We start from the raw sequence: 19,636 nt of genomic DNA, 5'->3' as shown, positions 1-19,636 counted from the left end.
GGTCAGCTCTCGACGACCCGCAAGCCTTGGCCGGTGGCGACGACGACGGTCCCGGATCTGGTTACGGCCGTCGTGGTGGTGAGGCCGTCGATCGGCCGTACGGAGAGATGACGGCCATCCTTGACCGCCAGCGCCAGGACCACACCGCCGAGTCCCAGCACGATCGTCCCGCCGTCCGCCGAGAGGCCGGGGCGTGAGGAAGCGACCCGCGGGCCGTCGAAGGAGCGCCGCCAGATCACGGTGCCGGCGGTGTCGGTCAGGAGCAGGTCGCGGCCGGTCCAGAGCACCAGGCGGTGACCGTCGGGGGTGAACACGGCGGCCGGCATCTCGTCGCCGGCGATCGGCTCGATCACGGCGACGGGTTCCAGGCCGCCTTCGGGCGTGACCCGGTCGAGGCGGACATGAGCGCCGGCCTGGAAAGCGCACGTCGTGGCCAGCATCGAGCCGTCGGGGGAGAAGGCCACGCAGTCGTTGCGCTCGCCGGCCTCGGCGCCGGCGGTGATCCGGCGGGTGGCGAGGTCGTACAGCACCACGCGCTCGTCATCCGTGGCCGCGGCGAGCCGGCGGCCGTCCGGGGAGAAGGACAGGGCGGTGACATCGCCGAGGCCGGGGAGCGGGCCGGGCGTCGCGAGGTCGTCGCCGCGAAGCTCGGCCGGCGCGCCGACGGGTGCGACCACGATGAGCGGCCGGTGCGGGTGGACGGCCAGGTCACGGAAGGCGATGTGCTCGGTCGGGACGATCACCTCGGGCCGCGGCACCGGGCCGATCCGCCAGCGGACCAGGGTGGCGTGCCCGGCGACACTGAACGCCACGCCGTCGTCCCGGCCCAGGCGCAGGGCACTCTGCCGGCCATCGACGACGGTGTCCGGCTCGGCCAGCGACACGGTCGACGCGGCCAGTGTCGTCGACCCGCGCTCGCGGGCGAGGTGGATCGGGGTTCGGCCGTTGTCATCCCGTACGGCCGGATCGGCGCCTTTCGCCAGAAGCAGGGCCACCGCCTCGGCGTCGGCGGCGTGCACGGCCCGGTGCAGCGGCGTCTGACCGTGGTTGTCCCGGGGGTCGATCTCGGCCCCGGCTTCCAGGAGGACCCGGGCTTTGCTTTCGGGGGCGCCGTGCAACGCCGTGCGGCCGAATCGATCTCGCTCCGAGAGTGCGGCGCGGCAGCGCAGCAACACCTCGGTGACCTCGCGGTCCCGGGCGCAGTGCAGCGGCGTCTGCCCGAACTCGTTGTGCTGATCGGGCGTGACGTCGCGGAGGGCCCGGACCAGCAACGCGGCGATCTCGCCGGTCGCCGCCCGGTGCAGCGCCGTGTCCCCGTTGTCGCGCCGGGCCCGCGCCGGAGCCCCGGCCCCGATCAGCATCCGAACCGCCTCGACCGCCCCGGAGGCGGCCGCCGCGTGCAACGCCGTCTCGCCCATCCAGCCGCGCGCGCCCACCGCCGCCGGATCCGCGCCGAGCAGCCGCCGCAGCGCAGCCAGGTCCCCGTCGCGCGCCGCGGCGATCACCGTAGGTTCCACGGCCGCCCATCCTGCCCGATCCGGCACGGCCCTATGCTCCCGCGGTGACCACGATCGGCTTCGAGGTGCGCTGCGGGCAGACGGTGCGCGGCGACTTCCACGCCTGGTCCAGAACGCTGGCCGGCGGCGTGCCCTGCCGGGGCGACGTGGTTGCCGACGCGTTCGGCCGCCTGGCCCTGGACCTGTGCCCGGACCGGGCGGCACCACCGTCAAGCCGGTAAAGGGGAACGTCGAATCCTCAGTCTGTCGCGGGAACGACCGATACCGCAGAGGTGAACCGTCTTCTCCGCGATCCGCTCGTGCTGGCGGCCGTGCTGTGGACGCTGGCCGGCGCCGGGGTGCTCTACGCCCTCGACGCCGCCAACGACCAGGTGCGGGCCTTCTGGGCGTTCCAGCCGCCGCTCGACGCGCTGCTGGCCTGGTCGGCCTGGCGCGTGCACCGGATGGCGACCGGGGCGATCCGGCGGTTCTGGCTGGTCATGACGGTGGCCGGGGTGCTGTTCACCGTCGGCGACACCGTGCAGGCGCTCACCGCGCTCGCCGGGCACGGCCAGAAGGACACGGCCGGTGGGCCGGTGCAGGGGCTGCTGTTCGCGGTGGGGCTGGGCGCCATCATCGTGGCGATGCTGCTGCACCCGATTCCGGGCAGCTCGCGCCGGGAGAAGGTGGCGTTCTGGCTCGACTCGTCGACCGTGCTGGTCGGCGGGGCCGTCGTGGCGTACTGCTTCGCCATCGAGCCGTCGCAGCAGGACGGCGGCAACATCGCCGGGACGCTGGCCGCCGGCTGCGTCATCCTCACCTCGTGCTTCGCCGCGGTGAAGCTGGTGCTCAGCGGCAACGCGCCCATGCACAGGGCCGCGGCCATCCCGATGATCGTCTCGGCTGGTATCAACAGCATCGGCTTCTTCCTGGAGCCGAACCCCGACGGCACGCTCGAGCCGTACATCTTCGTCGTGCGCCTGCTGCCGTCGCTGCTGATCGGGCTGGGCGCGCGGATCCAGGAGGACGTGGCCCGGTTCGACCAGGGCTCGGCGTTCGGGTCACGGCGGCGCCGTCCCTACAGCCTTCTGCCGTACGGCTCGATCGCCGTGGCCTTCACCACGGTCGTCCTCGAGACGCCGGCCGGCCCGCAGCCGCGCCTGTGGGGCGCCATGGCCGGCCTGGGCGTCATCGTGGTGCTGGTCGTCTGCCGGCAGCTGGCCGCGTTCCATGAGAACAACCGCCTCATCGACCAGCTGCGCGAGCACGAGGCCCGGCTGCGGCACCAGGCCCTCTACGACGGGCTGACCGGCCTGGCCAACCGCACCCACTTCCACGAGGAGGTCACCCTCGCGCTGCGCGACGGCGAGGCCCGCAGCACCTCGCTGCTGCTGATCGACCTGGACGGCTTCAAGGCCGTCAACGACACCCTGGGCCACGCGGCCGGCGACGTGCTGCTGGCCGGCGTCGGCGGCAAGCTGACCGCCTGCGTGCGCCCGGGCGACGTGGTGGCCCGCCTCGGCGGCGACGAGTTCGCCGTCCTGCTGCGCGACTGCGACGCCGAGGGCGCCGAGCACACGTCGGAGCGGATCCTGCGCGAGCTGGCCGACCCGATCCCGTTCGAGGAGACGGCCGTGCGCGCCAACGCCAGCATCGGCATCGCCTGCGCCACCCGCGACGACGACGTCGACTCGCTGGTGCGCGACGCCGACCTGGCCATGTACGCGGCCAAGCGCCAGGGCAAGGGCACGTGGACCCGCCACCACCGCGACCTGGCGCCGGCCGCCGGCTAGCGCGGGATGTCCCAGGCCGACACCTTGAACGTGACCGCACCGTCCTGGCCGACCGCGCTCACCGACAGCAGCGCCATCTTCCAGGTCTGAGCCGTACTCGTCGCCTCGCTGAGCGACGTGTTCACGCAGAAGACCTGCCCGCGTTTGAGCGGCTGGTTGGTGCCGGAGAGCAGCGGGCTGGTGCGGATCCGGTCGACGCACTCGGCGGGCGTGACCGTGGTCGACTCGACTTCGCTGCCGCGCGACCCCTGGGACAGGGTGAACTGCGGGCCCTGGCTCGCGCTGCACGACCGTGAGTACGTGAGCTCGGCCCGCTGGTAGTCGGATCCGACGCGCGGCTCGTCCAGGTCGATGTAGACGTCGTCGTTGCACTTCGACGGCATGCGCAGGGTCTGCGAGGTGTAGTTCGACGTGAACTCGGTGTTCGGATTGAGGGTCGGCTCCTCGGTGGATCCGGTCGCCGGGTCCTCGGCCGGCTCGGTCGCCACCGGCGTCTCGGTGGTGGGGTCGGCGGCCGGCTCGGTGGTGGCGGGCGCGGGCGCCGGGCCGGTGGGCAGGGCCGCGACCTGGTCGAGCGCGTCGCCGGCCCGGCCGGCCGCCACCCACGAGAGGCCGACGGCCACGAGCGCGAGCACGACGGCGATCGAGGCGAGCCCGATCGCGAGGAAGCGCCCGGTCGAGCGGGGCCGGCGCGGGGGAGTGGCCGGTGGGACGGTGGTCTGTCCGTAGGGGTGCTGTGCAGTCATGGCGGTAATGGCTCCGAAAGATGATCACTTTGAGTGACAACATTGCGGAACCTATCGCTCCCCGAGGCTCGGTGGTCTGTCGGGAAAGTGTCACCTGAGCTGGGCGCATGATCTTCCGTCGAGAGGCCACACTGTGACGCTGTCCCCGCGGCGACGATCACTCACAGGTGAGAATGTGACCCCCAGTACTCAGCAACAGCAGCAGAAGCCGGCCGAATCCGTCCCGCTGCACCGGTGGACGGGCATCGCCACGGTGCTCGGGCTCGTCGTGGCCCTTCTGGCCTGGCTTTTACCGAAGCAGCAGCAGGAAAAGCCGGCGCCGGCCACCGCCCCGGCGACAACGGCGACGACTGCCGCGACGAAGGCACCGCCGGCCGTCGAGGCAGCGGTGTTCCTCGATGACGACCGCTTCACACCGGAGGCGGGCGCCGATCGGCTCAGCCAGATTCCCCGGGCCGTACGGTCGGATGCCGCCTACGCCACTCATCCGATCGTCATCGGCTGTCCGTCGAACCAGACCGGCGACCAGAGCGCCGAGGTGACCTATCCGCTGCGCGGCCGGTACGCGCGTCTCGACGCGACGGTCCGGCCGTATTACCCGCCAGGTGTGGATCAGGAAGCGGTCACCCACGTCACCGTCCTCGCCGGCGTGCTGCTGAAGGACGGCACCATCGCCACCTCCGAGGCCGGCCGGCAGAAAGGCGCCCGCCCGGGTGGGGCGGAGCCGCTGACGGCCGGCGTCGAGGGGGCCGAGAAACTGACGGTGCGGGTCGAGTGTTCCGAGCCCGACGGCACCGTCGTGCTCAGCGAGGCGCGCCTGACCCGTTAGCCGAGGCGGATCGCGCTCCACGACACCGGCGGCAACGTCACCGTGACGATCCCCTCGGAGACCGACGTGGCCAGTTCGCGCGGCGTGACCCGGTCGGGGTCGGCTTGAGTGTTGGTGGCGGCCGGATCGTCGTCGCTGAGCACCCACGCCTCGGCCACCGTGCCCGTGGCCGGGAAGGAGAACGAGACGCTCTCGCTCTGGTGGCGGTTGACCGCGAAGACCGACAGGGCGCCGTCGTCGTGGGTCGCCACGGCGTCGACGATCGGCACCGCACCGAAGCGCGAGGTCTCGTACACCGGGGAATCGATTTTGACGTCGAGCACCTCACCCCGGGAGAGGCGGGACGTCAGGGCGAACGGGTGGAAGGTGGTCTGCCGCCAGGCCTCGCCGTCCGGTTCGCTGCGGATCGGGGCGATCACGTTGACCAACTGGGCCAGGCACGCCGCGGTGACCCGGTCGCTGTGGCGCAGCAGCGAGATGAGCAGGCTGCCGACCACCACGGCGTCGGTCACGTCGTAGCTGTCCTCGATGACGCGCGGCGCCACCTCCCACTCGGTGACCGATGCCTGCGACGCCTGGTGGCGGCTCAGGTACCAGACGTTCCACTCGTCGAACGAGATGTTGATGCGCTTCTTCGATTTCAGGCGGGCGCCGACGCTGTCCGCGGTCGCCACCACGCTGTCGATGAAGTGGTCCATGTCGACCGCCGAGGCCAGGAACGAGCCGACGTCGCCGTCCAGCGGCTCGTAGTAGGCGTGGGCCGAGATGTAGTCGACCTGGTCGTACGCCAGCTCGAGCACCTCGGCCTCCCAGGCGCCGAACGTCGGCATGGACGAGCTCGAACTGCCGCAGGCGATCAGCTCGACCCCGGGCTGGGCCGACCGCAGCGCCCGCGCCGTCTCGGCGGCCAGACGCCCGTACTCATAAGCGGTCTTGTGCCCCGTCTGCCAAGGCCCGTCCATCTCATTGCCGAGACAGAACATGCTTATGCCGTACGGCTTCTCCGACCCGTTCCCGCGGCGCAACTCGGCGAGATGCGTCCGGTCGGGCTGGTTGAGGTACTCGTGGACGTCGAGCGCCTCCTGAACGCCGCGGGTGCCGAGGTTCAGGGCGTACATGACCTCGACCCCGGCCTTGTTCGCCCAGCGCATGAACTCGTCCACGCCGACCTCGTTGGTCTCCAGGCTGTGCCAGGCGAGGTCGCGCCGCACGGGCCGGTCGGCGACCGGGCCGACGCCGTCCTCCCACTTGTATCCGGAGACGAAGTTGCCGCCGGGGTAGCGGACGAGCGAGACCCCCAGTTCCCGGACGAGGGCGAGCACGTCGGACCGGAAGCCGTCGGCGTCGGCGCGGGGGTGCGCTTGCTCGTAGATTCCGCCGTAGACGCAGCGGCCCATGTGCTCGACGAACGAGCCGAACGTGCGGCGGGAGACGGGGGCGACGACGCGGGTGGGTTCGAGGTGCAGTTTGGCGTTGAGCACGTGGTTCCCTTACTTGAGGCTTCCTACGGCCAGTCCACCTTGCCAGTACTTCTGCAGGGTGAGGAAGGCGACGACGAGCGGGACGATCGACACCAGAGAGCCGGTGATGATCAGGTTCCAGAGGGACTGACCGCCGCCGTTGTTGGAGCTCGCCAGCTGCTCCCACAGGCCGATGCCGACCGTGAGGGGGTAGAGCTTCGAGGTGGACAGCATGGTCAGCGGCAGGAAGAAATTGTTCCAGGTGGAGACGATCGACAGCAGCAGTACGGTGATCACGCCGGGGCGCATGAGGGGCAGAGCCACCCGTACGAAGGTCCGCAGCTCGCCGGCCCCGTCGATGCGGGCCGCGTCGAGCAGCTCGTCGGGCACGGACGCGGACGCGTACACCCGCATCAGGTAGACGGCGAACGGGCTCAGCAGCGAGGGCAGGATGACCGCCCAGACGGTGTCGGTGAGCCCGGCGTTCGACATGAGCACGAAGGTGGGGATCACCAGCGCGGTCAGCGGCACCATCACCGAGCCGAGCACGGCCGCGAAGACCAGGTTGCGGCCCCGGAAGCTGAATTTCGCGAAACCGTACCCGGCCAGAACGGAGACGACCGTGCACCCGATGCCGCCGGCGAAGGCGTACAGCGCGGAATTGCCCAGCCAGCGCAGATATTCGCCGTTGTTGTAGGTGAACAGGTCACCGAGGTTCTCGAAGAAGTGGAAGCCGTGCGAGAACCAGAGCGCCCCGTTGCCGGAGAACAGCCCTTCGGCGTTCTTGGTGCTGGCGACCAGGAGCCACCAGACCGGGATGAGGAAGTAGCACACCATGGCCAGCAGCAGGAGCTTGGCCCAGATGTGGCGGGGCCTGGTCACGTGAAGATGCTGCCTTTCTTGCGGGTGACGAACATGAAGATGCCGACCGCCAGGAAGACCACGAAGCCGAGCGAGAACGAAATGGCCGAGGCGTAGTTGAACTGCGCGTAGCGGAAGGCGATGTTGTACGCGTAGATGTTCGGCGTGAAGTCGGGCGTCACCGAGCCGTTCGCGATCGGCGCCAGGATCTGCGGCTCGGTGAAGAACTGCAGGGTGCCGATGAGCGAGAAGACCAGGATCAGGACCAGCGCCGACGAGACCATCGGCACTTTGATGCGCAGGGCGATCTGCCGGGCGTTCGCGCCGTCGATGCGCGCCGCCTCGTAGATGGACGTGTCGATGCTGCGCAGCGCCGCGTAGATGATGATCATGTAATAGCCGGACCACTGCCAGGTCACCACGTTGAGCAGGCCGTAGAAGATGTTCCCCTGGCTCAGCAGGAACGGCGCCCGCACGTCGAACGCGGTGGCGATCTGCTCGATCGGGCCGAAGCTCGGGCTGTAGAGAAAGCCCCACATGAGGGCGCCGAGAACGGCCGGAATGGCGTACGGGAGGAAGATGACCAGCCGCGAGAAGCGGGCCAGGCGGCCGGTCACCTCGTCGAGCACGAGCGCCGCGACCAGGGCGACGATGATCTGCAGCGGAATGACGACGGCGCTGAACCGCAGGACGAACCAGAGCCCCTTGCGGAACGACGGATCCTCGAAGGCTCTCGTGTAGTTGTCGAAGCCGGCGAAGGTCGTTCCGGTGGCCAGCCCCTTTGTCCAGAGGCTCAGATAACCCGCGTAGAACAGCGGCGCCACCAGGAAAGCCAGGAACACCACCAGGAAGGGCAGGATGAAGAGCCACCCCGCTATCCATTTCCTGTTCATTTGACCGTGAACCCCTGGGTCTTCGCGTACTGGACGATCTGGTTGTGCAGGTCGGTGGCCGCCTGGTCGCCGGTCGTCTTGCCCTCGTTGATCTTTACGATCTGGGCCTGGAGCTGCGCGTAGTAGTAGACGGTGAAGGGGCTGTAGGTGGCGCCCTTGTACGCGTTCTCGGCCGGGATGTAGATGTCCTTGTTCGCGGTCTGCCCGTTGAAGAACTCGACCTTCGCGTTCACGAACTCGTCCGAGGTGAGCACGCTCTGGTTGAGCGGGAAGATCGTCTGGGTCTTCCAGCCGTCGGTCAGTGACGCCTCGTCGGCGTAGAGGCCGAGGGCGACCTTGGCCGCGTTCGCCTTGTCGGCGGCCTGGCTGGTGACCGCGAAGGCCGAACCGCCCCAGTTGACGCTCACCGGGCTCGCCGTGTCCCACTGCGGCAGCGGGGCGACCGCGAACTTGCCCTTCTCCTTGCCGTTGCCGACGCCGGCGCCGGTCAGATAGCCCGGGGCCCAGGCGGCCGAGACGTAGGTGGCGTACTTACCGCCGACCATGCCGGCGATGTAGTCGGTGGTGAACTGGTCCTCCTTGCCGACCAGGCCCTTCTTGGACATCTCGCCCCAGAAGTTCAGCACGTCCTTGGTCGCCTGGTCGTCGAGCTTGACGGTGATGTTCTGCTTGTCCGACAGGTCGTAGACGAACGGCTGCGCGCCCTTCTGGATCATCAGGGCGGTGGTCACGGCGGGCACGTTGCTGCCGAAGTCGCCGAACACCGGCCCGCCCGCGGCTTTGACCTTGGCCGCCGCCTCGGCGTACTCGGCCCAGGTCTTCGGCGGTTTGATCTTGTATTTGTCGAAGATGTCGGTGCGGTAGATCAGCGCCATCGGGCCGCCGTCGACCGGCGCCGCGAACACCTTGTCGCCCTGCGAGACGTCCTTCCAGGCGCCCTCGCTGAAGTTCTTCTTGACGTCGTTCGCGCCGTACGGGACGAGGTCGACCAGCGCGTCCTGGATCTCGAAGCCGACGAGTTGGTCGGCCTCGAGCATGATGACGTCGGGCGCGCCCTTCTTGGCCGAGATGGCGGTCTGGAACTTCTCGTACTCGGGCTGGCCCTGCCCGGCGTTGGTCCAGCAGACCTGGACGTCGGTGTGCTGGTTGTTGAAGTTGTCGACGACCTTGGCCATGTTCGGGTACCAGGCCCAGACGAGGACGCGGGGCGCCGCCTCGTTGACGATCTTGTTGGTGCAGTTGGTCGGCTTCGCGGCCGTTGCTTCTTGGTCATCGCCGCCGCCACACGCGGCCAGCGCGGGGATCAGCGCGAGGCTCATCGCGGCTTTTGTTATGAATCGCATGGTCCGGCCTCCTGTACATGGGCGCGCCGACATCACCGACTGTCACGTCGGCGCGATCTATGGATCTGGAGCCGAATGGCGGGGGAGTACACCACTCGTGGGGTAGGTGTGATGTAGATTGCGCTTTGCAGCGCTGCAAAGGACTATGCCCCGGCCATTCGGCTCTGGCAAGAGGCAACCTGCCGGAAATATTCTTGTGAGAATTCCAGGGGGGACCATGCGGCAAACTACGCTCCGTGATGTCGCCGAGCTGGCCGGCGTCTCGCCGCGCACGGTCTCGAACGTGGTCAACGGCTATGCGCGGGTGACCGACGCGACGCGCGAAAAAGTGGAGCGGGCCATCGCCCAGCTCGGCTACCGGCCCAACGTGCTCGCGCGCAACCTGGCCACCGGCCGCTCCGGGCAGATCGTCGTGGTCGTGCCCTATCTGGACACCCCGTACTTCGCCGAGCTGCTCCAGGGGATCATCCCGGCCGCCCGCAAGCTCGGCTACAACGTGCTGGTCGACCAGACCGACGGCGACCGCGACCACGAGGGTGAGCTGATCGGCCGGGGCTCGCGCCGCTTCCTCTTCGACGGCATGATCTTCAGCCCGCTGGGCCTGTCTCAAGAAGATTTGTCCGTACGGGATCCCGATCTGCCCCTGGTCGTGCTGGGTGAGCGCTCGTCGGACGGGACGTTCGACCACGTGGGCATCGACGACGTGGCCGCCTCGACGGACGCGGTGAGCCACCTGTTCTCGATCGGCCGCCGGCGGATCGCGGCCATCGGCGATCAGCCGTACCCGACGGGCGAGGCGGCGCAACTGCGCACGCAGGGATACCGGGCGGCGCACGCTCTGTTCGGCCGCCCGGTCGACGAGTCGCTGATCATCAGCACGGCCCGCTTCAACCGGGCCGACGGGGCGACGGCGATGGCGGCGCTGCTCGACCGGGCGGACCCGCCGGACGCGGTGTTCTGCTACAGCGATCTGGTCGCCTCCGGGGCGATCCACGCGATCCATCAGCGAGGACTGCGGGTGCCGGAGGACGTGGCCATCATCGGCTACGACGACATCGAGGACGGGCGCTACAGCAGCCCCACGATCAGCACGATCCAGCCCGACAAGAAGGCGATCGCCCAGATGGCCGTCGACCGGCTGGTCAAGCGCATCGCCAGCCCGTCACCGGTGCCCGGCGTGGAGCTGCGGGCCGAGCACCGGCTGATCGCGCGGGAGAGCACGCTCGGTGTCGCTACTTCTTCTTGACCACCACGAGCCGGGCCAGGGTCTTGTCGCCCTCCTTGCGCCCGGCCACACCGACCTCAACGCCGGTCTTCAGGTCACCGCGGACGGTGAACTTCTCGGCCTTGGTCCAGGTCTGCGTGAAGCCGTCGGTGGACTTGACGCTCAGTGAGCCGTCGTCGGTGGCGGTGACGGTGCCGCGCTGGACGACGAGAGTCTTAGGGCCGTCCTTGCCCTGCACGACGATCTCCCCGTGCAGCGTGTTCTTCCGCAGATAGGCCCGCTTGTGCTTCGAGGCTTCCCCCGTCGGGGCCGGCTGGGGCTCTTCCAAGCCGGCGGCCGTCAGCGCGTACGTCTCGTCGGCCAGATCCGGGGCCGCGGCCGGAGCGGCGCAGCCGGCCAGGGCGAGCAGACCGGCCAGCCCGAGCACGGTCATCTTCATGCGTCTCATGGCGCCGACTCTTCCGCCGGTGCGCATGACCCACGTCAGGGCGATGTTCGGGTTGTGTAAGGCCCTACGGCTCGACGCCCCATTCGCCGGTCTTGCGCCACTTCAGCCAGGCCAGGCTGCCCCGCCAGTCACGGTTGCGCCGATCGACCGCCGTGCACTCCCGCTCGGCGGCGACCATGAACGGGCCGTGATGGAAATGGGGGCTCGGATGCGTTTGTAACCGCATCGCGTGAGCTGCTCGTCCATCGGGGCGCCGGCCGACCGCAGCGAGCGGGCCAGCCGCTCGGCCTTCCTCGTGTCGGGTTCGGGCCATGAGCTGCCCCGCGCCGAGCGGGAGGAAGCGGACTCCGGGCCGTCGAAGGCGATGACGCCCACCTCGGGCCCGTTCAGCGTGGCGAAGATGAGCCACTCCGCGGGGCTGCCGCTTCCATCAGGGTTCCGCGGGATAGCCGCGCACCGGGACGCGGCCCTCACGCACCTCGATGCCCGAGAAGGACCACTCCTTCGTCAGCAGATCGATGCCGCCGCCCGCCCGTCGGCGCAGCGCGCAGAGAAGGTGGGGACCCGGCCCGGAGCTGACCACCGACCACGTGACGTTCAGCTTGGTGAGGGTGCCCTCGGCGGGAAGGCCGGCGCCGAGACCCTCGCTGTCGTTGTCGGGCGCTGCCATCCGCCGGACCCTCGTCCCGGCCGTTGCTGATGAGGAGCCAACAGCGGCCGGCCTTCTTTACAATGTGGACCGATGGGGCAGGGTGGCCGGTGTGGCGGGCCGGGGATTCTGTGCTATCTTTGCCGAGTTGCAGTTTTGATTTCCGCAAGACGTTTTCGGCGCCTGATGGGGTTATCTGAGACCCGCGGGCGCTTTTTCGTTTTTCGTGTCGTTTCGGCGCGGGTGATCAACGCGGCGGCGAAAGGGGTCCGCACAGTGCGGACCCTGACAGCCTGCGAAGGAGCAGACATGGCTACCGGTACTGTCAAGTGGTTCAACGGCGACAAGGGTTTCGGCTTCATCACCCCCGATGACGGCGGTGCCGACCTCTTCGCCCACTTCTCGGCGATCGCGACCAGCGGTTACCGCAGCCTCGACGAGAACCAGCGAGTCGAGTTCGAGGTCACCCAGGGCCAGAAGGGCCTTCAGGCGTCCAACATCCGGCCGCTCTGACCCACATTTCCGCGTACGACGGCCCGACTGGTTTCAGCGGGCCGTCGTTCGTTTTTCCGCTTCTCCGTCAGGACGCCACCAGCTCCTGATAGGCGGCGACACCGTCCGGGTCGAGATAGCCGCCGGCCGGGGCCGAGGTGGCGCCGAGATACCAGTTGTCCATCTGCCAATAGGCGACGACCCGGAAGTCGCGGGCGGCCAGCCAGGCGCGGGACGCGCGGATGGCGGGGCCGCGAGAAGCCCGTACACCTTGGTCGTCGTCAATGCCCCACTCGGGAAGCGTCAGCGGGCGGCCGAGCCCGGCGAAGGCGTTGTACCAGCGCAGCATGCGCGGATCGTTGCCGACGCTGACCGGGTTGTCGGGCTCGCTGCCACGGGTGCTGGCCTGCCAGTAGAGGTCGAATCCGTACGCGTCGGCGTACAGCGGTGGAACGATCCAGTCCTGAATCTCGCGGTCCCCGCCGGTCCCGTTGTTGGTGACGCCGGGCGAGCCGGGCCGCCATTGATAGGACATGTGGATCGGCACGATGGAAATCGAGGCGTTGACCGCCTTGGCGACCACGTAGACCCGGCTGAACGCGGCCACGAACTGCGTGCCGGTCATGTCGTCCTCGGGCTCGTGGAAATACGTGAGAAAACTGTCGGCCGGCATGGCGGCCGCGATGTTCTGAATCTCGGTGTCACAGACCCCGGCGGCCACGGCAACCGGCGTACAGGACGTCTTGAAGGAAAACCAGAGCGTTGCGCCGTACGTGGTGTGGCAGTTGACCGCGTCGGAAGGCGGCAGCTGCCCGGCCGACGCGAAGACCCGGCGGATTCCGAGATCGCCCAGGTGGGTCCGCTCATCGAGAAAACCGGCACAGGTGTTCCCGCTGCCGACGACATCACCGGCGGAGGTGGTGGCTCCCACCGTCAGCGAGAGCGGAACGGCCAGCCCGGGTGCCGGAAGAGAGGCCGTCACGAGCACGGCCACGGTGGTGGCGGCAAGCGCGCGATACAGGACGGATGACATGCCCGGAGAGTAGGCCGGGAAATCGAAAGTTCCGCATGCGTGAATGCGTGACGGCGGCGGCTCACGCGAATTCTCCCTCAGCCGGCCCGGGGGAGCGTGATCCGGAACATCGCCCCGCCCTCGGGGGCGTGCGCGGCCTCGATCGTGCCGCCGAGACGCTCGACGAGGCGGGCGGCCAGGGCGAGACCGAGGCCGCTGCCGGTCTTGCGTTCGTGCTTGTAGCGCTGCTGGAGGGCGCCCCGCTGAAAGGCGACCGAGAGATCGTCGTCGGTGAAGCCGGGCCCACCGTCACGGACCTCCACCACGCCACCGTGTTCAGCGGCCCGGACGGCCAGAATGAGGGGAGCGCCGGGAGGGAGCACGCGAAGCGCGTTCTCGCCCAGCCCGTCGATGACCTGCCGAAGCCGCCCCGGATCGGTGGTGACCATGACGGGCCGTTCCGGAATCTCGGCCCTGAGACGCGGCCCGTCCACCGCACAGCGGGGCGCCCAGGCTTCCGCCGCCGAGCCGACCAGATCGGCCAGATCAACGGCCACCATCCGTACGGGCAGATCCGCCGCCTCCAGCCGAGAGAGCACCAGAAGATCGGAGATGAGCCGCTCCAGCCGATCCGCCTCCGCCAGCATGATCCGCCCAGCACTCTCCCCGGTAACCACCCCGCCGCCACCCGGCTCGCCGCTTGAAGCCGGCCCCGCACCCTGCTCGGTGACCATCCCAGCGCCACCCGGTGCTCCGTGCTCGCCTGCGGTCGCTCCGTGCTCGCCCGTGGTCGCTCCGTGCTCGCCCGTGGTCGCTCCGTGGTTGCTTGAGGAGGGGGCGACGTTTTGTCCGGTTATTACGCCGTCGGCGAGGGCTTCGGCGTAGCCGCGGATCGTGGCCAAAGGGGTTCGCAGCTCGTGGGAGACCGAGAGCAGGAACTCGCGTTCGCGGCCCTCGCTGCGCTGGAGGGCGGCGCCGAGCTGGTTGAGGGCGGTGGCGAGCTCGGCCGCCTCGGCGGGTGGGCGGACCGGCAAGCGCACCGAACGATCGCCGGCCGACAACTGCTTGGCGGCCAGCGCGGCCTGCCGCAGAGGACGGGCGATGAAGTGGGCCAGCAGAGCACCCGCGACCACACCGCCGGCCAAGCCGGCCAGCAGGGCGATCCACACCCCGCCGAGCACCCGCGCCGCCGTGCCGGAGCCGGCCTTGCGGGTCAGCACGACACCGGCGTCGTTGCCGGTCAGCGGGCGGCCGGAGATCAGGACCGCCTGGTCGCCGACGATGCCGCTGGTGTCGACGTCCTCGCCGGCCGCGATCCGCTGGACCACCCGCGCGGGCAGTCCGGGCCGGTCGGCGGCGCCCCGCCGGATCAGGTAGACGGCGATTCCGTCGTCGCGCAGCCGGTTCACGATCCTGGTGCGCGCGGCGGCCCGCTCGCTGGCGAGCAGCTCGACGGCCAGGGCCGCCTTCTCGGCCAGATCCGCGCGGGCCGCATTGTTGGCGGACCGAACGGCAATCGGTAGTGCCACTAACGCCGTGATGATGACCGAGATGACGGCCGTGGCCGCGGTGACAAGAACCGCCCGCCCGGCGAAGGTCCTAAGCATCGCCGCCACCGCGAGCGTCGGTCTCCGCGCGGTCGGCCCCAATGCTCACGCCCGTGGCGTCGGTGGCGGGGGCGGCGTTGGTCTCCGCGCGGTCGGCCTTGATGCTCACGCCCGTGGCGTCGGTGGCGGGGGCGGCGTCGGTCTCCGCGCGGTCGGCCTTGATGCTCACGCCCGTGGCGTCGGTGGCGGGAGCGGTGGCGGTGGCGGTGACGGGAGCGGCGTCGGTGGCGATGGCGGGATCGGTGGCGGTGGCGGCGTCGGTGGCGGTGTAGCCGACGCCTCGGATGGTGCGGATCATGGTGGCGGCGCCGGTCAGCTTGGCTCGTAGTTGAGCGATGTGAACATCCACGGTGCGCGTTTGTGCATGAGTGGCATAGCCCCAGACGGCGGCGAGCAGCTCCTCGCGCGTGAACACGCGGCCGGGACGGCGCAGCAGGTGGGCCAGCAGGTCGAACTCGGTCGCGGTCAGGGTGAGGGGGCGGCCGTCGACCGAGGCCAGGCGGCGGGCGGGGTCGAGGGAGATCGGGCCGAGGGTTCGCAGACGGTCGCCGTCGCCTGGGCCGGCCGCCCGGCGCAGCAGGGCACGCACGCGGGCCACCAGTTCGCGTGGGCTGAACGGCTTCGTGAGGTAGTCGTCGCCGCCCAGTTCCAGGCCCAGGATGCGGTCCACCTCGTCGTCGCGGGCGGTCAGGAACACCACTGGCGTCCAGTCGCCGTCCTCGCGCATGCGACGGCAGATCTCGGTGCCCTCCAACCCGGGCAGGGCGATGTCGAGAACACAGGCGACCGGCCGCAACCTGCGTACGGCTTGAAGCCCCGTCTCTCCGTCGTGGGCGACGTGCACACCGAAGCCGTCGCGGGCCAGGTAGAGCCGCACCAGGTCGGCGATCGGCCGTTCGTCCTCGACGACCAGCACCAAGCCCTTCTCCGTCACCGGCCCATTGTGCCCGTGCGGGCAGCCGGCCGATGTTCGGGCAATGTAAGAATCGGCGGCGGTTCGCCGGCTCCGAGTGAGGATCGCGGCGGCGGTTCGCCGGCTCCGGGTAAGAATCGCGGCGGCGGCTCGCCGGCTCCGAGTGAGGATCGCGGCGGCGGTTCGCCGGCTCCGGGTAAGGATCGCGGCGGGGGCTCGCCGGCTCCGACGTGGAACCGCATGGCAGACATCGCGGGCTACGGGTCGCGGTCGAGACCGGCGGCGGCGCGGGCGCACGGCACGACCACGACGACGTCGGCGTCGGCGTCGGCGTCGGAACGTGACGAGGCGCAGCTGCCCGCGCGATCTGCCGCGTGGCGGACGCGGGTCGACGGGCGCGCCGTCAGCCTGGTTGCCGTGGCTCATTGGTGCGGGTCGCTTCGGCGTGGAGCGTCGCGTCCGTTCTGGCGCATCGTCGTCTGAAACTGCGCGTTGATGACTGAACGATCGCGATTCGTCCGCTCGGGTTGCAGAGATGGTCAGGTGAAGATGGTCCAGTTCTCGGCCAAGTGGAAGCCCATGTGGTCGTAGAGGGGGCGGCCGTCGGTTGTCGAGTGCAGGAAAGCGGTGCGGGCGCCCTTGGCGTAGGCATCGCTGAGGACCGCAGCGGTGGCGGCGCGGCCGAAGCCCTGGCGGCGGAAGGGTGGGAGGACCGCGATGTTGAAGATGCCGACCAGGTCGCCTGAGTGGGCGGCGAAGGCCGTGGCCACCGGCTCGCCGCCGCGCTCGATCAGGTAGGCGCTCATCGACGGGTGATCGAGCAGGCGAGGGTGGGCGAAGATGGCCATGCCGTCCAGCGGGGCGTCGAAACCGGCGGCCAGCGCCCGCTGGTAGGCAGCGCTCTCGGCGCCGGTGACGCGGCGGGCGCCGGGAACCGGGGCGGCGTCGGCGGCGGTCAGTTCGCGGAGCATGAACGGCAGGGGGCGGCGCGGCTCCAGGCCGTGGGCGGCGGCTACGGCGGCGATGCGGTTGTCGACGGCCTCACCTCGTACGCGCAAAGACCAGGGCAGACCCTCGAAGCGGGAGGAATTCGCGGCGCCGGCGATCTCGCCGGCGTCGGGGGCGCGGGTGACGGCGATGACGCCGTTGAGGACCGGGATCTGCGTGCCCGTGACCAGCTCGGCCGTGCCGGTGGGGGAGAGGTGCAGGTAGCCGTTCGGCTGGGTGGCGGCCAGGGCGCCGTGCACGTCGAGCCAGGCCCGCGCGGCCCGGTCGGCGGGGGTGTTCGTGTTCACGGCGGAAAGGCTAACGGGCGGGGTCACGCAGCAGTCGTGTGATGACGTCCTGCGTCACGCTGAGCTCATCATCACTGATTACGCCGTCGAGGAGCTCGGCCATGGCGGCGTCGTAGGTGGCGGTGGCCGCCGCCAGCATCGCGCGGCCCTCGGCGGTGAGGGCGATCTGGGTGGCACGGCGGTCCGCGGGGTCGACCGCGCGCTCGATGAGGCCGGTGGCGCGGACCCGGTCGGCGAGCTTGCTGGCGCCGCCCATGGTGATGCGCAGCTCGCGGGCGAGGTCGCCGACGCGGGCCATCTCGCGGTCCTTCAGCACCCAGAGGGTCTCGAAGCTGGCCAGGGACAGGCCGTGCGCCTCCTTGAGGCGGGAGTCCACGTGGTCCCAGAGGACGATCTCCAGGCGTACGAGGTCATGGGCCCACTGCACTCTCTGTGTCACGCCGCACATCTTAGCAAATTAGATTCCGTGGAATCTAATTCCGTGGAAACTATGAGCCATGAGAGCCATCGTTCTGACCTCGCCCGGTCCCGTCGAGCACCTCGAGATCCGCGATCTGCCGATGCCCACGCCGAAGCTGGGCGAGGTGCGCATCCGGGTGAAAGCCTTCGGCATCAACCGCTCCGAGCTGCACCTGCGCCTCGGGTACGCGGAGAACGCGCGCTTCCCGATCGTCCCCGGCATCGAGGCCGTCGGCGTGGTCGACGAGGCGCCGGGCACCGACCTCTCGCCGGGGCAGCAGGTGGTCGCGATGATGGGCGGGATGGGCCGCAGCTTCGACGGCGGCTACGCCGAGTACACGGTGGTGCCGCGACGGCAGGTGATCCCGTTCCAGTCGTCACTACCGTGGGAGACGGTGGGCGCCGTGCCGGAAACGCTGCAGACCGCGTACGGCTCACTGACTGTCGGTCTTGATCTTCGCCCTGGTCAGACCTTGCTCATCCGGGGCGGAACATCGGCGTTGGGGTACGCGACGGCGGCGCTGGCCAGGAGCATGGGTGCGACCGTCCTGGCCACCACGCGCCAGCCGGGCCGTCTGGGCGAGCTGACCGCCGACCACGCGCTGCTCGACGACGGGCGGATCGCGCCGCAGGTCCGCGCCCTCTACCCGGAAGGCGTCGACGCGGCGCTGGAGCTGGTGGGAACGCCGACGTTGCCGGACACGCTCGCGGCCACCCGCGTGCACGGAACTGTGTGTTTCGCCGGCATGTTGTCGAACCAATGGACAGTTCCGGACTTCTACCCGACCGGCTACATCCCGAGCGGCGTGCGACTCACCGGATACAGCGGCGACGCGACTTCGCTGCCGCCGGCCGTGCTGCAGGACAGCCTCGACCGGATCGCGGCCGGCACGCTCGATCTGGGCCCGGTCACGGTCTATCCGTTCGAGCGGATCCGCGACGTCCACCGCGACGTCGAGGACAACAAGGTGAGCGGCAAGGTGGTCGTGCTCGTGCCCTGACACCTTGTTTGCACCCGGGACGGGCCAGGGGCTGCACCTCAGCGAAAACATCCTCGCCGGGTGACGAAACGACAGGAAACCCGCTCCCGAGCCCGATGGTCAGTCACCACCGCGATCGTCGCTGCCGCTCTCGCCACCACCGGAACGCAGGCTCCAGCGGAGGCGGCCGTCCCGGCGGCCGCGCAGAGCTGGACCAGTTTGATGTACCGGAGCCTGACCGTGACCGCGACCGGCGCGCAGCTGCGCCAGACGCTGGCCGCCCAGCGCACGACCGTGACCACCCGCACGGTGGAGGTCACGAAGGCGACGGCCGCGCTGGCCGTGGCCCAGAAGCAGGTCACCGCGGCGACGAACACGGACAAGGCGGCCAAGGACCGCGTCACGGCGGCGAAGGCGGCGGTGGCCGCGGCCAAGAAGAAGCTGTCGAAGGTGAAGCCACGCAACAAGAGCGCGGTCACCAGCGCGAAGAACGGGGTCACGGCCGCTCAGAAGACGCTCACCCTGCGTACCACCCAAGCGCGTGACGCGGCGACGGCCCTGACCACCGCCCGGTCTTCGGCGACGGCGGCGACGGCCGCCCTGACCAGCGCGAACAACTCGGTGAAGTCGGCCTCGGCGGCGGTCGTGGTCACCCAGCAGAAGATCGCGGCGCTGAAGACCCCGGCCGAGCTGGCGACCCAGGCGGCGGCCGTGAGCAAGAGCGTGGTGACGGCGGTCCGGCCCGCGTTCACCACGGCCGACACGGTCGTCGTCTACGGAACAACAGTTCATTACAGCGTCTCGTACGCCTACCGGCGCATGGTGGACGACGCGAAGAAGGCCGGCATCAGCATCTCGGGTGGTGGTTTCCGCACGAAGCAGCGCCAGATCGAGCTGCGGAAGATCAACGGCTGCCCGGACGTCTACACGGCGCCGTCCTCGTCATGCCGCGTGCCGACGGCGGTTCCGGGGCGCTCGCTGCACGAGATCGGCCTGGCCATCGACGTCACGTCGGGCGGCAAGACGCTCACCTCGAAGAGCCCGGCGTTCAAATGGCTGCAACTGCACGCGGACGAATACGGCTTCGTGAACCTGCCGTCGGAGCCGTGGCACTGGTCGATCACGGGCGGCTGAG

General features: G+C 69.8%; 20 protein-coding genes and 1 pseudogene. 7 read left to right on the top strand and 14 right to left on the bottom strand.

What is annotated here, in order from left to right; genetic code table 11:
* Window positions 1–2: 2 nt before the first annotated feature.
* Window positions 3–1,517, bottom strand: a complete 1,515-nt coding sequence (locus CRP55_RS38010) for an ankyrin repeat domain-containing protein (RefSeq protein WP_143235209.1) — start codon at window positions 1,515–1,517, stop codon at window positions 3–5.
* A gap of 44 nt (window positions 1,518–1,561) precedes the next feature.
* Between CRP55_RS38010 and CRP55_RS53515 the strand changes: the two genes are divergently transcribed.
* Complete coding sequence (locus CRP55_RS53515) at window positions 1,562–1,738, top strand: hypothetical protein (RefSeq protein WP_179855503.1); 177 nt, start codon at window positions 1,562–1,564, stop codon at window positions 1,736–1,738.
* Window positions 1,739–1,789: 51 nt separating this feature from the next.
* Window positions 1,790–3,289: a GGDEF domain-containing protein gene (locus tag CRP55_RS38005; RefSeq protein WP_097326831.1), complete on the top strand. Its 1,500-nt coding sequence runs from the start codon at window positions 1,790–1,792 to the stop codon at window positions 3,287–3,289.
* Here CRP55_RS38005 and CRP55_RS38000 read toward each other — a convergent pair.
* Window positions 3,286–4,035: a hypothetical protein gene (locus CRP55_RS38000; RefSeq protein ID WP_097326830.1), complete on the bottom strand. Its 750-nt coding sequence runs from the start codon at window positions 4,033–4,035 to the stop codon at window positions 3,286–3,288. The genes CRP55_RS38005 and CRP55_RS38000 overlap by 4 nt on opposite strands.
* Window positions 4,036–4,210: 175 nt before the next feature.
* Between CRP55_RS38000 and CRP55_RS37995 the strand changes: the two genes are divergently transcribed.
* Window positions 4,211–4,864, top strand: coding sequence for a hypothetical protein (locus tag CRP55_RS37995; RefSeq protein ID WP_097326829.1), 654 nt, complete (start codon window positions 4,211–4,213; stop codon window positions 4,862–4,864).
* Here CRP55_RS37995 and arfA read toward each other — a convergent pair.
* From arfA to CRP55_RS37975, 4 genes are read right to left on the bottom strand one after another with little or no spacing between them, the layout of a single operon-like run.
* Window positions 4,861–6,345 carry an arabinosylfuranosidase ArfA gene (arfA, locus tag CRP55_RS37990; RefSeq protein WP_097326828.1) on the bottom strand — a complete coding sequence of 495 codons (1,485 nt, stop codon included), beginning with the start codon at window positions 6,343–6,345 and terminating at the stop codon, window positions 4,861–4,863. The genes CRP55_RS37995 and arfA overlap by 4 nt on opposite strands.
* Before the next feature lie 9 nt (window positions 6,346–6,354).
* On the bottom strand, window positions 6,355–7,206 hold the full coding sequence (locus tag CRP55_RS37985) for a carbohydrate ABC transporter permease (RefSeq protein ID WP_342751607.1): 852 nt from the start codon (window positions 7,204–7,206) through the stop codon (window positions 6,355–6,357).
* Complete coding sequence (locus tag CRP55_RS37980; protein WP_097326827.1) at window positions 7,203–8,078, bottom strand: carbohydrate ABC transporter permease; 876 nt, start codon at window positions 8,076–8,078, stop codon at window positions 7,203–7,205. The genes CRP55_RS37985 and CRP55_RS37980 overlap by 4 nt, the downstream gene beginning before the upstream one ends.
* The gene (locus tag CRP55_RS37975) at window positions 8,075–9,421 is read right to left on the bottom strand and encodes an ABC transporter substrate-binding protein (RefSeq protein ID WP_097326826.1); all 1,347 of its coding nucleotides are present in this window, start codon (window positions 9,419–9,421) and stop codon (window positions 8,075–8,077) included. Before CRP55_RS37975 ends, CRP55_RS37980 begins: the two co-directional genes overlap by 4 nt.
* Window positions 9,422–9,638: 217 nt before the next feature.
* Here CRP55_RS37975 and CRP55_RS37970 point away from each other — a divergent pair, with 217 nt between their 5' ends.
* Window positions 9,639–10,667: a LacI family DNA-binding transcriptional regulator gene (locus CRP55_RS37970; RefSeq protein ID WP_097326825.1), complete on the top strand. Its 1,029-nt coding sequence runs from the start codon at window positions 9,639–9,641 to the stop codon at window positions 10,665–10,667.
* Here the strand turns inward: CRP55_RS37970 and CRP55_RS37965 are convergent.
* The 3 genes from CRP55_RS37965 to CRP55_RS37960 all read right to left on the bottom strand — a co-directional run bounded on the left by CRP55_RS37965 (window position 10,654) and on the right by CRP55_RS37960 (window position 11,764).
* Window positions 10,654–11,094 (bottom strand): hypothetical protein, encoded by a 441-nt coding sequence (locus CRP55_RS37965; protein WP_097326859.1) that lies wholly within the window; start codon window positions 11,092–11,094, stop codon window positions 10,654–10,656. The two genes, CRP55_RS37970 and CRP55_RS37965, sit on opposite strands and share 14 nt — an antisense overlap.
* Window positions 11,095–11,158: 64 nt before the next feature.
* A complete protein-coding gene (locus tag CRP55_RS53510) occupies window positions 11,159–11,320 on the bottom strand; it encodes a hypothetical protein (protein WP_179855502.1) in 162 nt (53 codons plus the stop codon).
* A gap of 204 nt (window positions 11,321–11,524) precedes the next feature.
* Window positions 11,525–11,764 (bottom strand): hypothetical protein, encoded by a 240-nt coding sequence (locus tag CRP55_RS37960; protein WP_097326824.1) that lies wholly within the window; start codon window positions 11,762–11,764, stop codon window positions 11,525–11,527.
* A gap of 288 nt (window positions 11,765–12,052) precedes the next feature.
* Here CRP55_RS37960 and CRP55_RS37955 point away from each other — a divergent pair, with 288 nt between their 5' ends.
* The gene (locus CRP55_RS37955; RefSeq protein ID WP_097326823.1) at window positions 12,053–12,256 is read left to right on the top strand and encodes a cold-shock protein; all 204 of its coding nucleotides are present in this window, start codon (window positions 12,053–12,055) and stop codon (window positions 12,254–12,256) included.
* A 67-nt stretch (window positions 12,257–12,323) separates the two neighbouring features.
* Here the strand turns inward: CRP55_RS37955 and CRP55_RS37950 are convergent, their stop codons facing one another.
* The 5 genes and pseudogenes from CRP55_RS37950 to CRP55_RS37920 form a co-directional block, all read right to left on the bottom strand.
* Complete coding sequence (locus CRP55_RS37950; RefSeq protein WP_097326822.1) at window positions 12,324–13,268, bottom strand: hypothetical protein; 945 nt, start codon at window positions 13,266–13,268, stop codon at window positions 12,324–12,326.
* 77 nt (window positions 13,269–13,345) lie between these two features.
* Window positions 13,346–14,854, bottom strand: a complete 1,509-nt coding sequence (locus CRP55_RS55220) for a sensor histidine kinase (protein WP_245923634.1) — start codon at window positions 14,852–14,854, stop codon at window positions 13,346–13,348.
* Between the two features lie 262 nt (window positions 14,855–15,116).
* A pseudogene (locus tag CRP55_RS37930) lies at window positions 15,117–15,788 on the bottom strand (response regulator transcription factor); the annotation flags it as partial.
* 518 nt (window positions 15,789–16,306) lie between these two features.
* The gene (locus tag CRP55_RS37925; RefSeq protein WP_097326821.1) at window positions 16,307–17,062 is read right to left on the bottom strand and encodes a GNAT family N-acetyltransferase; all 756 of its coding nucleotides are present in this window, start codon (window positions 17,060–17,062) and stop codon (window positions 16,307–16,309) included.
* Between the two features lie 10 nt (window positions 17,063–17,072).
* On the bottom strand, window positions 17,073–17,501 hold the full coding sequence (locus tag CRP55_RS37920) for a MarR family winged helix-turn-helix transcriptional regulator (protein ID WP_179855501.1): 429 nt from the start codon (window positions 17,499–17,501) through the stop codon (window positions 17,073–17,075).
* Between the two features lie 58 nt (window positions 17,502–17,559).
* Here CRP55_RS37920 and CRP55_RS37915 point away from each other — a divergent pair, with 58 nt between their 5' ends.
* Window positions 17,560–18,522, top strand: a complete 963-nt coding sequence (locus tag CRP55_RS37915) for an alcohol dehydrogenase catalytic domain-containing protein (protein WP_097326819.1) — start codon at window positions 17,560–17,562, stop codon at window positions 18,520–18,522.
* 60 nt (window positions 18,523–18,582) lie between these two features.
* Window positions 18,583–19,635 carry a M15 family metallopeptidase gene (locus CRP55_RS37910; protein WP_097326818.1) on the top strand — a complete coding sequence of 351 codons (1,053 nt, stop codon included), beginning with the start codon at window positions 18,583–18,585 and terminating at the stop codon, window positions 19,633–19,635.
* Window position 19,636: the final 1 nt, after the last annotated feature.

This window comes from Paractinoplanes atraurantiacus, from assembly GCF_900215205.1.
GTDB classification, from domain to species: domain Bacteria; phylum Actinomycetota; class Actinomycetes; order Mycobacteriales; family Micromonosporaceae; genus Actinoplanes; species Actinoplanes atraurantiacus.
The sequence above is the reverse complement of the archived record's forward strand: the minus strand, read 5'-3'. Positions and strand labels throughout refer to the sequence as shown.

Excerpts from the sequence above, each read along its gene's own strand:
- CRP55_RS38000 (WP_097326830.1), bottom strand. The coding sequence starts at position 4,035 with ATGACTGCACAGCACCCCTACGGACAGACCACCGTCCCACCGGCCACT.
- CRP55_RS37980 (WP_097326827.1), bottom strand. The coding sequence starts at position 8,078 with ATGAACAGGAAATGGATAGCGGGGTGGCTCTTCATCCTGCCCTTCCTG.
- CRP55_RS37975 (WP_097326826.1), bottom strand. The coding sequence starts at position 9,421 with ATGCGATTCATAACAAAAGCCGCGATGAGCCTCGCGCTGATCCCCGCG.
- CRP55_RS37970 (WP_097326825.1), top strand. The coding sequence starts at position 9,639 with ATGCGGCAAACTACGCTCCGTGATGTCGCCGAGCTGGCCGGCGTCTCG.
- CRP55_RS37965 (WP_097326859.1), bottom strand. The coding sequence starts at position 11,094 with ATGAGACGCATGAAGATGACCGTGCTCGGGCTGGCCGGTCTGCTCGCC.
- CRP55_RS53510 (WP_179855502.1), bottom strand. The coding sequence starts at position 11,320 with ATGCGGTTACAAACGCATCCGAGCCCCCATTTCCATCACGGCCCGTTC.
- CRP55_RS37960 (WP_097326824.1), bottom strand. The coding sequence starts at position 11,764 with ATGGCAGCGCCCGACAACGACAGCGAGGGTCTCGGCGCCGGCCTTCCC.
- CRP55_RS37955 (WP_097326823.1), top strand. The coding sequence starts at position 12,053 with ATGGCTACCGGTACTGTCAAGTGGTTCAACGGCGACAAGGGTTTCGGC.
- CRP55_RS37950 (WP_097326822.1), bottom strand. The coding sequence starts at position 13,268 with ATGTCATCCGTCCTGTATCGCGCGCTTGCCGCCACCACCGTGGCCGTG.
- CRP55_RS55220 (WP_245923634.1), bottom strand. The coding sequence starts at position 14,854 with ATGCTTAGGACCTTCGCCGGGCGGGCGGTTCTTGTCACCGCGGCCACG.
- CRP55_RS37915 (WP_097326819.1), top strand. The coding sequence starts at position 17,560 with ATGAGAGCCATCGTTCTGACCTCGCCCGGTCCCGTCGAGCACCTCGAG.